The sequence below is a fragment of the Waltera intestinalis genome, assembly GCF_009695995.1.
In the GTDB taxonomy this organism is placed as follows: Bacteria; Bacillota; Clostridia; order Lachnospirales; family Lachnospiraceae; genus Acetatifactor; species Acetatifactor intestinalis.
This window is the reverse complement of record NZ_VUMU01000013.1, coordinates 53,215-64,987: the sequence shown is the minus strand read 5'-3', so window position 1 is coordinate 64,987 and position 11,773 is coordinate 53,215. Positions and strand designations below refer to the sequence as shown.

General features: G+C 47.1%; 8 protein-coding genes. All 8 read left to right on the top strand.

What is annotated here, in order from left to right; all coding sequences use genetic code 11:
• Complete coding sequence (locus FYJ59_RS10585) at positions 1-1,227, top strand: LCP family protein (protein ID WP_154496929.1); 1,227 nt, start codon at positions 1-3, stop codon at positions 1,225-1,227.
• Between the two features lie 130 nt (positions 1,228-1,357).
• Complete coding sequence (locus FYJ59_RS10580; protein WP_154496927.1) at positions 1,358-2,296, top strand: glycosyltransferase; 939 nt, start codon at positions 1,358-1,360, stop codon at positions 2,294-2,296.
• Positions 2,297-2,298: 2 nt separating this feature from the next.
• Entirely contained in the window at positions 2,299-4,125 is a 1,827-nt protein-coding gene (gene glmS / locus FYJ59_RS10575) for a glutamine--fructose-6-phosphate transaminase (isomerizing) (RefSeq protein ID WP_118550090.1), read from the top strand.
• A 175-nt stretch (positions 4,126-4,300) separates the two neighbouring features.
• Positions 4,301-5,668 (top strand): S1C family serine protease, encoded by a 1,368-nt coding sequence (locus tag FYJ59_RS10570; protein WP_154496925.1) that lies wholly within the window; start codon positions 4,301-4,303, stop codon positions 5,666-5,668.
• A gap of 415 nt (positions 5,669-6,083) precedes the next feature.
• Positions 6,084-7,682, top strand: a complete 1,599-nt coding sequence (gene clpX / locus FYJ59_RS10565; protein ID WP_154496923.1) for an ATP-dependent Clp protease ATP-binding subunit ClpX — start codon at positions 6,084-6,086, stop codon at positions 7,680-7,682.
• Between the two features lie 849 nt (positions 7,683-8,531).
• The gene (locus FYJ59_RS10560) at positions 8,532-8,750 is read left to right on the top strand and encodes a cation transporter (protein ID WP_117467562.1); all 219 of its coding nucleotides are present in this window, start codon (positions 8,532-8,534) and stop codon (positions 8,748-8,750) included.
• A 78-nt stretch (positions 8,751-8,828) separates the two neighbouring features.
• Positions 8,829-10,700 (top strand): heavy metal translocating P-type ATPase, encoded by a 1,872-nt coding sequence (locus FYJ59_RS10555; RefSeq protein ID WP_154496921.1) that lies wholly within the window; start codon positions 8,829-8,831, stop codon positions 10,698-10,700.
• A 63-nt stretch (positions 10,701-10,763) separates the two neighbouring features.
• The gene (locus FYJ59_RS10550) at positions 10,764-11,450 is read left to right on the top strand and encodes a hypothetical protein (protein WP_154496916.1); all 687 of its coding nucleotides are present in this window, start codon (positions 10,764-10,766) and stop codon (positions 11,448-11,450) included.
• Positions 11,451-11,773 lie beyond the last annotated feature (323 nt).

Genomic DNA, 11,773 nt, shown 5'->3' with positions numbered 1-11,773 from the left:
ATGGCAACAAATTCTAACTACAATGGCGGCAATGGTCAGAGACCAGCCGGAAGCGGAAGAAGACCTTCCGGAAATGGACAGAGACCTGCGGGACAGAGACCTGCGGGACAGCGATCTGCCGGCAACGGACAGAGGACAACATCCGGCAACGGACAGAAGAGAGTATCTGCCAAGCAGCGTGCTGCCAAGAAGAGAAGAAAGGTTATCATCTTCGGTGTAGAGATCGCGGTTATCCTGATCATGGTAGCAGTACTGTATCTGGTAATGACCCACACAAATAATGAAGGCCCCAAGGTAACGGTATTAGAGACGGAGGAACTCCGGATTCCGGAAGAAGTACAACAGGACGAAGCAATGAAGGGTTATATGAACATTGCACTGTTCGGTGTGGATGCGACAAAGGACAGCCAGTTGTACAAGGGCAGCCGAAGCGACAGTATTATGATCGCCAGCATCAATATGGATACCGGCGATATCAAACTGATCAGTGTATATCGTGATACCTATCTGAACATCGGTACCGACTCCTATCAGAAGTGTAATGCAGCTTATTCCTATGGCGGAGCGGAGCAGGCAGTCAAGATGTTAAACATGAATCTGGATATGGATATTACGAACTTTGTAACCGTGGGCTACAGAGGACTGAGTGAGGTTATCGACGGTCTGGGCGGTGTCTATATCGATGTGGACTCCGAGGAGATCAAGCATATCAATAACTACCAGATCGGTATTGCTGAGGTCTTAAAATGTGACTACACACCGGTAACAGAGACCGGGGTACAGCTGTTAAACGGTCTGCAGGCGACTGCTTACTGCCGTATCCGTTATACCGCAGGTAATGACTTCAAGCGTGCTGCGCGTCAGCGTGAAGTGATCCAGGCGATTGAAGATCAGGCGAAGAAGGCGGATTACGATACCCTGTCCAAGGTATTTAACAGTGCCATCGGTGATATTTACACCAGCCTGGATTCCAAGGATATTCTGAATCTGCTGGCTAACATCACAAAATATCGTATTGTGGACGAGGGAGGTTTCCCGGAGGAGACCATGCGAGCTACCGGTAATATCGGTGCGAAGGGAAGCAGCGTAGTGCCTATGGATCTGGAGAGTAACGTCGTATGGCTGCATCAGTTCCTGTTTGATGATGCGAACTACACCGTAACCGACAGCGTAAAGGAATACAGTAGAAAGATTGCATCCGATACGGCACCTTATCTGAATAAATAAGAAAAGGAATTGACGAGGGAGTCTTCCGGAGAGCACCGGAGCTCCCTCGTGTCATATGAAAAAGTCTTGTGTAACAGACGGGGATAAAGTATAATAGACCAGAGATTGGGAAAGTAAGGAGCGCTCTGCAATGGAGATCGATGTGATCATTCCCCTGTATAAACCGGGGAAAGAACTATTTACATTATTAGATAAGCTTGACAGCCAGAGCGTGCCGGTACATGAAGTGATCCTGCTGAACACCGAGGAAAAATATTTTGAGCAGCTGATCTATGGAACCAGATTTCTGGAGAAATATCAGAACATTAAGGTATATCATGTCTCCAAAAGAGAATTCGATCACGGCGGCACCAGACGTATGGGTGTGAAAAAATCTTCCGCAGATATTTTTGTCATGATGACCCAGGATGCTATGCCGGCAGATGACAATCTGATCGAACAACTGACGGAACCGCTGCGGGATCAGGTGGCGGTATCCTATGCAAGACAGCTGCCGAGAGAAGATTGTGCACCGGTGGAATGTTATACCAGGGACTTTAATTATCCGGCACAGTCACGGATCAAATCCGCAGAAGATCTTAAGACATTGGGGATCAAGACATTTTTCTGCTCCAATGTGTGTGCGGCATATCGACGGGAGATCTATGAGGAACTGGGTGGATTCGTAAAACATACCATATTTAATGAAGATATGATCTATGCGGCGAAAGCGGTGGAAGCGGGGTATGCGATCGCTTATGCGGCGGATGCCCGGGTGGTTCATTCCCATAATTATACCAATGTACAGCAGTTCCAAAGGAATTTTGACCTGGGGGTATCCCAGGCAGAACATCCGGAAGTCTTCGCAGCATATCCTTCGGAGTCCGAGGGAAAACGAATGGTGAAAGATGTGACAGCATATTTGCGGAAAAATCATATGTCCGGCAAGTTGCCCCATTTTTATATACAATGTGCCTGTAAATATGCAGGTTATCTATTAGGTAAGAACTATCGCAGGCTCCCCGGAAAATGGGTCCTTGCTTTTACTTCCAACAAAGAATACTGGAAACAGAACAGAAAGGATGTATGACTATGTGTGGTATCGTAGGATATATTGGAACAGAACAGGCAGCACCGATCATTTTAGACGGTCTGTCCAAACTGGAATACCGTGGATATGATTCCGCGGGTATGGCTATTTTTGATGGGGAGAAGATCAACACCAAAAAGGCTGTCGGGAGACTTAAGGTTCTGGAAAACCTGACACACGGAGGCGAGTCTATGAAGGGAACCTCCGGTATCGGGCATACCCGTTGGGCAACCCACGGTGCTCCCAGTGATATCAATTCCCATCCCCATATGAATAACGCCGGTACCATTGCTGTAGTACATAACGGAATCATTGAGAACTATATTCCACTGAAGAAAAAGATGCAGGATAAGGGGTATCAGTTCATCTCTGAGACCGATACCGAGGTACTGGCGCATCTGTTAGACTACTATTATAAGGGAAATCCTCTGGAAGCGATCACTAAGGTATTGCATCGTGTAGAGGGTTCCTATGCGCTGGGTATCATGTTTGCCGATCAGCCGGATAAGATCTTTGCTGCCCGCAAAGACAGTCCTCTGATCGTAGGCAAGAGTGAGAGCGGCAGCTTTATCGCATCTGATGTTCCCGCAATTCTGAAATATACCAGAACCGTATATTATGTAGATAATCAGGAAGTGGTGGAACTGAAGGAAGACGGTCTTAGATTCTTCTCAGTGGACGAAGAAGAGATCACGAAAACCCCCGTGACCATCGACTGGGATGCCAATGCTGCGGAAAAGGGCGGCTATGAGCATTTCATGCTGAAAGAGATCTACGAACAGCCGAAGACGATCAACGATACCATTTCTCCCCGTATCAAGGATAATGATATCGTCATCGAAGAACTGAATATGAGCGATGAGGAGATTCAGGAGATCACAAAGATTCATATCGTGGCCTGCGGTTCCGCATATCACACCGGTGTTACCGCAAAATATGTCATTGAAGGTCTGGCAAGAATCCCGGTAGAGGTGGATGTAGCCAGCGAATTCCGTTATCGTGATCCCATCCTGCAGAAGGGCAATATGGTCATCGTCATCAGCCAGTCCGGTGAGACTGCGGATACGCTGGCAGCTCTGCGGGAATCCAAGGCAAAGGGCTTCAAGGTACTGGGTATTGTCAATGTCGTCGGCAGCTCCATCGCCAGAGAAGCGGACAGTGTTATGTACACCTGGGCAGGTCCCGAGATCGCCGTTGCAACGACCAAGGCTTACAGTGCACAGCTGACCGCACTTTACATGCTGGCTATGAAGTTCGCCAAGGTGCGTGGAACCATTGACCAGGAGAAGTTCCAGAGTATGCTGACAGATTTAAGATGTCTGCCGGATCAGATCGAGCTGCTTCTGGGCCAGAAGCAGAAGATCCAGCATTTCGCCAACCGTTATGTGGGAGCGAGAGATATCTTCTTCATCGGACGTGGTATCGACTATGCGATTTCCCTGGAGGGATCCCTGAAGTTAAAAGAGATCTCCTATATTCATTCCGAGGCTTATGCAGCCGGAGAACTGAAGCATGGCACCATTTCCCTGATCGAAGATGGCACCCTGGTAGTGGCTTTGGCAACCCAGCCGGCTCTGTTCCAGAAGACCATCAGTAATATGGTAGAGGTAAAGGCAAGAGGCGCTTTTGTCATGGCGGTTACCATCGAGGGCAACAAAGCCATCGAGAAGGCAGCGGATTATGTGGTATACATTCCCGAGACGAATCCGTACTTTACCAATTCCCTGGCAATCATTCCGTTGCAGCTGTTTGCTTACTATGTGGCAGTGGGACGTGGCTGTGATGTGGATAAGCCGAGAAACCTGGCAAAATCCGTTACGGTTGAATAACAAGAAAAATCCGGAGAGGTGAAAACTTCTTCGGTTTTTTTGATCTTTCATAATTGCTTCAGAAAGTTATCACAATTCGGTCACATTTGGTGGATATACTATGTTCATAAGGTGAGAGGAAGAAATGGAAATAGTAAAAAATTTCTCACTTACAGATAGGATAGGAGGAAGCATTATGTACGAGAATGATAATTTTTCCGGTTATGAAACCGGAGATAAAAATACAACCGGTACATTCAGCGGAGTAAGCGCTGCGGAAAGTGCAAACGGTTACACCACATACCAGATGGGCGGAAGCACCGGTAGCAATACAGAACCTAAGAATCCCAAAAAACATGGAGGTTATTTCCGGAAAGCTATGGTAAGTGTCAGTCTGGGACTTTTCTTCGGACTGTTTGCCGGCATCGGGTTCTATGCAGTACAGCAGGGCACCGGGATGCTTAAGACCGGTACGGATACCGCAGTGGTAGATGAGGTCACTTCCGAAGCTGCAACAGAGAGCAGCCAGAGTACACCGCAGCTTGCGACCAACGTTACTTATGTAGAGTCTGATGTATCTGATGTGGTGGAAAAGGTTATGCCTGCCATGGTATCGATTGTGAATAACTTTACTGAGACAGCAAATATCTTCGGACAGCAGTATACACAGGAAGAAGCAGCCAGCGGTTCCGGTATCATTGTAGGTAAGACGGATGATGAACTGCTGATCGTATCTAACAACCACGTAGTAGAGAGCGCAGATACGCTGAACGTTACTTTTATCGACGGTAGTGAAGCACAGGCACAGGTCAAAGGACTGGATTCCGATATGGATCTGGCAGTGATCGCAGTATCTTTAAATGATCTGAGCGATGATACCAAGAATGCCATTACCGTTGCTACTTTGGGCAGTAGTGATGACCTGAAGCTTGGTGAGCCGGTGATTGCTATCGGTAATGCTCTTGGATATGGCCAGTCCGTTACCAACGGTATCGTAAGTGCCCTGAATCGTGAGATCACTCTGGAGAACGGTGCTACCGGTACTTTCATCCAGACCAACGCAGCCATCAACCCCGGTAATTCCGGCGGTGCACTGTTGAACATGAACGGTGAGGTCATCGGTATCAACTCCAACAAGATCGGTGGTACTACCGTAGAAGGTATGGGCTATGCAATCCCTATCACTTCTGCAAGTCCCATCATTGCAGACCTGATGGAGCGTCAGACCAGAACCAAAGTAGCTGAGGATGAAGTCGGTTACATCGGTATCTCTCTGCAGGAAGTAACTTCCCAGATCTCTCAGATGTACAACATGCCGGAAGGTATCTATGTAGTATCCGTAGAGGAAGGAAGTGCAGCAGCGAATGCCGGTATCATGAAAGGTGATATCATTACCAAATTCGACGGCAGCAGCATCTCGTCCTACTCTGATCTTCAGAAGATGTTACAGTACTATGCAGCCGGTGATTCCGCAACCATAACGGTACAGAGACCTCAGAACGGTGAATATGTATCTATCGAACTGAATCTGACACTGGGCAGCAGACCTGCAGATAAAAAATAAATATAGCGGTTCCGAATACCGAATATTGGAAAGATAGAAACCCCCCGGAAGATCGTCTGAATCTCCCGGGGATTTTGTTTAGAAAAACTTCACTTGTAGCAGTCATTCGAATTAGATATAATAAGCGTAGGCATGAGCAGTGCAAGGATCGTGGATTACGAAAACCGACTGCTTGCAGGCGGGATTACGTAAGACACGATACGTGTAGGGCGAAGCCCGGATATCGAGGTAGCACGAAGTGATACCGAGATAAGCACTGCGAGAAGAAAGCAGCAAGGATCGTGGATTACGAAAACCGACTGCTTGCAGGCGGGATTACGTAAGGCACGATACGTGTAGGGCGAAGCCCGGATATCGAGGTAGCACGAAGTGATACCGAGATAAGCACTGCGCAATAGACAAAGAGGAGAATAACATGACAGATAATTACAATGATGATTATAGAGAAGTGATTCCTGAGGAAGAGAAAACAGAGACCACTCTGAACGAAAAAAAAGATAACGAAAAAAAAGATAACGAAAAAAATAACGAGAACACACAGGTAGCGGATACCGCGGGTGAAAATTCCGCTGAAAAAAAGACAGAGGACAAAAAGGATAGCAGCGAGTACGAGGATGTCTGCTTCATCTGCCGCAGACCGGAGAGCAAAGCCGGCAGAATGTTCAAGCTGCCTAATCATATCTGCATTTGCGATGACTGCATGCACAAGACCATGGAGACTGTGAGCCAGTTCGACTACCAGGGCATGTTGAATAATCCGGGCGATCTGAACCAGTTCGGCGGACAGAACGGATTCCCCAACATCAGCTTTGTGAATCTAGCAGACCTCCAGGGAGACGGCGGCATCCCCAACAAGCAGAAACTCAAGAAGAAAAAGAAAGCCGAAGGTCCCAAACCTGTATTCAACATCAAAGATATTCCGGCACCTCATAAGATCAAGGCAAGCCTGGATGAATATGTAGTGGGACAGGAAAAAGCCAAAAAAGTCATTTCGGTAGCGGTATACAATCATTATAAGAGAGTGGCTACCGACACCATGGATGCGATTGAGATCGAGAAGTCCAATATCCTTATGATCGGTCCCACCGGTTCCGGTAAGACTTATTTAGTTAAAACACTGGCGAAACTGCTGGATGTGCCTCTGGCGATCGCCGATGCTACGTCACTGACGGAGGCCGGATATATCGGTGATGATATCGAGAGCGTAGTATCCAAGCTGCTGGCAGCCGCCGGTAACGATGTAGAGAAAGCGGAGAAAGGTATTATTTTCATTGATGAGATCGACAAGATCGCCAAGAAGAAAAATACCAATTCCCGGGATGTCAGCGGTGAAAGTGTACAGCAGGGCATGCTGAAATTATTGGAGGGTGCCGAGGTGGAAGTACCGGTCGGTGCCAATAGCAAAAATGCCATGGTGCCCCTGGCTACGGTGAACACCCGCAATATCCTGTTTATCTGCGGCGGTGCATTCCCGGATCTGGATGAGATCATCAAGGAGCGCCTGACCAAGACCGCATCCATCGGTTTTAATTCCGAACTAAAGGACAAATACGATAAAGATACCGATATCTTATCTAAGGTGACCGTAGAGGATATACGTAAGTTCGGCATGATCCCGGAGTTCATCGGACGACTGCCTATCATCTGTACTCTGCAGGGACTGAGCAAGGAGATGCTGGTGAAGATCCTGAAAGAGCCGAAGAATGCCATTTTGAAACAGTACCAAAAGCTCCTGGAACTGGATGAAGTGAAACTGGAGTTCACGGACGATGCCCTGGATGCCATTGCCGAAAAGGCCATGAAACGTGACACCGGCGCCAGAGCCCTGCGTTCCATTATTGAGGATTTCATGCTGGATATCATGTACGAGATCCCCAAGGATGACAATATCGGAAGAGTCACCATTACCAGAGAATACATCGAAGGTACCGGCGGACCTATCATTGACATCCGCAGTAATGAGATCCTGGAGCCTGTGGAGAATCTGAAGCAGATTCCGGTGGAAGAGAAATAAATTGAAAGTTAGTGAAATACCACCCGGATGACTTTGTTGTCTTCCTGGGTGGTATTTTGGTTTTGCTGTTCCGATCTTTACCGCCTGAAATCTATTTTGTGCTGTATAAGCAGTAAGTTTGAAGTGATTTTCTTTTATAGTGACTGATACTTACTGCCGGAATGGAAGCATCCTATGCCGAAGCGGTAATTGTCAGAACGTTTTCATGAATTCTTCAATAAAAATACTGCTTGGATTTCTAAAAGCACTTTCAGGGCAGTAATATGCTTGCCCTACTAAGCAGGGAGTTAGCGAAACAGCCCCGTAGCCCTCTTTCTATTGCTTTGGTGAAAATCGCATCAAAATAGCAAAATCCGTACAAAAAAACTTCTAAATCAGGAATTTTTGTACGGAATTTCTTCATTTTGCACGCTCAGCGAAAATAACAGCTTTTTACATGGCAAAATCTCCTGTTTTTGTATTTTTTTAGCAGAAAATGGTGTTTTTAATACAAACAGATCTCCCCGGGTGGCAGATGGCATCCGCAATGAGCCACGCTATTCATAAGATTGGCAGCAAAAGGCGCTGCCAATCTTATGAATAGCGCGGCGTTCGCCGCATCACGGCATAAGTAAAGACAGCGATTTGTGCGCAAGCGCCCATCGCTGTCCTCACTATGCCTATGCGCGGCTCATTGCTCGCGTAAACTTTCAATTTACAAAACATTTAAAAACAGTATTGACTTTTTCCCGGCATATGGTAATATAAACATATGAACAGTGGCTCATATGAATGAATGTTAAAACTAAATGCAAATCATTAGCATCTAAAAAGCAGGAAATGCTAATGAAGAAAGAGGAGGATATTATCATGAAGAAAACTTACAAGATCGAAGTAGATTGTGCAGCATGTGCTCTGAAGATGGAGGATGCAGCGAAGAAGGTAGAAGGCGTTACCGATGCAACTGTTAGCTTCATGACCCAGAAGATGAAAGTGGAATTCGCTGACGGCAGCGATGAGAAGGCCGTTATGGAGAATGTGGTAAAAGCCTGCAAGAGAGTAGAGGACGATTGCGAGATTTATTTATAGGATGAATTCCGGAAGGAGAGCAGATACTCTCTTTACCGGGAGACTTGATAATTTTGTAGGAAAGCAAGGAGGATTCCTATGACAAAGAAACAGAAAAAAGTATTGATCCGCATTATTGTAGCGGCAATCTTATTAGTTATTTTACATTTTGTTCCGCTGGAAGGACTGTGGCTGGGATTGCTGTACCTGATCCCTTACGCGGTGATCGGATATGATATTTTAAGAAAAGCCGTTCTGGGCATCATGCATGGTGAAGTGTTTGATGAGAATTTCCTGATGGCAGTAGCGACAGTAGGTGCTATGGGACTGGGAGAATATTCCGAGGGCGTGGCAGTTATGCTGTTCTACCAGATCGGCGAATTGTTCCAGTCGGTCGCTGTAGGCAAAAGCCGCCAGAATATCAGTGCACTGATGGATATCCGTCCCGACTATGCTAATATCGAGGCCGAAGACGGCAGTCTGGAGCAGGTAGATCCTGATGATGTAGAGATCGGAACCATTATCGTGGTATGCCCAGGTGAGAAAGTTCCCATCGACGGTGTGGTTGTGGAAGGCACTTCCACTCTGAATACCAGTGCCCTGACCGGTGAAAGTGTTCCCAGAGAGATCACTGTGGACCAGGATGTGATCAGCGGCTGTGTGAACCTGACAGGACTATTAAAGATCCGTACTACCAAGGAATTCGGAGAATCTACGGTATCCAAGATCCTGGATCTGGTAGAGAACTCCAGCATGAAGAAGTCGAAATCTGAGAACTTTATTACGAAGTTCGCAAGATATTATACCCCGGCTGTCTGCTACAGTGCCCTGACCCTGGCCATCCTGCCTCCTGTGATCAACCTGATCATGGACAACCCGGCAGCCTGGAGCACCTGGATCATCCGTGCTATGACCTTCCTGGTAATCAGCTGTCCCTGCGCGCTGGTCATTTCCATTCCTTTGAGCTTCTTCGGAGGAATCGGTGCGGCAAGTGCCTGCGGCATTTTGGTGAAGGGATCCAACTATCTGGAAGCGATGTCTGAGACTAAGTATGTGGTATTTGACAAGACCGGTACCCTGACCAAAGGTGTATTCGATGTAACGGGTATCTATCCCGGTCAGGGATTTACAGAGGAAGAACTGCTGGAGTATGCTGCTTATGCGGAGAGTTATTCCAGTCATCCCATCAGCAAGAGTCTGAAGAACGCTTATGGAAAAGAACTGGATGCCTCTAACGTCAGTGATGTGGAGGAGATCAGCGGACATGGTGTAACTGCCAAAGTGAACGGCAGACAGGTGGCAGCCGGCAATGCAAAGCTGATGAAGAGCCTGAACCTGGCTTATACGGAAAATACCGGTGTAGGTACAGTGGTTCATGTGGCGGTAGACGGTAACTATGCAGGATACATCCTGATCTCCGATGTGATCAAGGATGGCGCGAAGGAAGCAATTTCCTCCCTGAAAAATTCCGGCGTGAAGAAATGCATCATGCTGACCGGTGACAGCAAAACAGTTGCAGAACATGTGGCCGGTGAGTTAAAATTAGATGAGGTACACAGTGAGCTGCTTCCCGCAGACAAGGTAAGCTGCGTGGAGAAGCTATTGCAGGAGAAGGGTGCGAAGGAAAAACTGGCATTCGTGGGCGATGGTATCAACGATGCACCGGTATTGTCCCGTGCTGACATCGGTATCGCCATGGGAGCACTTGGTTCTGATGCAGCCATTGAAGCTGCAGACGTGGTCCTGATGGATGACAATCCTGCCAAGATTGCCCTGGCTATGCGGATTTCCCGCAAATGTCTGCGTATCGTCTACGAGAACATCGTATTTGCGCTGGCAGTCAAAGCCATCTGCCTGATCCTGGGTGCGCTGGGTATCGCCAACATGTGGGTTGCTATCTTCGCAGATGTAGGAGTGATGGTACTGGCTGTTCTCAATGCCATCAGATGCCTGCGCATTAAAAACAATTAACCGGATGCAGTAAAAATATGTCGGCGTCATGAGATAGCCGGTATTCCGGGAGAACAGGTGAACATGCAGACTTTTTTTTCAGAAATTACAGCACTGTGCAGTTACGAACAATTTCTGCACAGTGTGATGGAAAAATATCATTATGATCCGGAAGAATATCCCAATCTGAAGAGGCTGGCAGGTGAGATGATCCCCTGCCTGGAGACAGAAGCGGGATGGCAGGACAGAGAAATCAAAGAGACTTTTCCCGGGAGGGATCAGTCTTTTTTGGCTGTAGGCATTACCCTGGGAAAAGGGATCGATGCACTGCAGGAAAAGTATTTGCAGAACGGATTTCTGACAGAGAGTTATATGATCGAGTTGCTGTCCGGTGAATTATTATTAAAAAGCTACCGGGCTTATACAGAGTGGGTGGCTGTACATCGGAATCTGCATGTTGCCAGACTGCATTTTTTAGGTGGGGAGATTTCTGAGACTTCGGAACCCCAAATAGGCAGTCTGCTGCGGCTGTCGAACCTGCCCATGCTTCTGCAGGAGCTTGCATTGCCGGTTACCTGTAATGCAGCATATTGCATGATCCCGAAAAAAAGCGTGGTATTTTATGCGGAGCTGACGAAGGATCCTTTTACCAAATGTGCAGGAATCTGTCTCGGGTGCGGCAGGAGAGTCTGCCCGAACCGCCCGAACCGCCCGTTGTCCTATGGGTATGCCAGGATTTTTTCCAAAAACACTGATGAAAATGGAAGATAACGTACAAAACAGAAGCCTCTATTGCCCGAAATATTAAAATTCTGATAAGATTTATCAGACGACTTGTAAGTAAGAAAAGAATATGGTATGATGCAATCACTTTCAAAGAGGAGAGATATCGCGTGTGCGATGTTTCTCCTTTTTTTGTGTATACAATGAGACAAATACAGATTCTTGTGCAAGCACAAATCTGTATTTGGCGAATGTACATCATCGAGCTTTTAAGCGAGATGGTGTACAAGGTATACAAATCGAGTAGGAGCTATCCTACTCGATTGTAGGATGAGTTGTGCATGGGCTTGTGCCTGTGTATAGGATGGGAT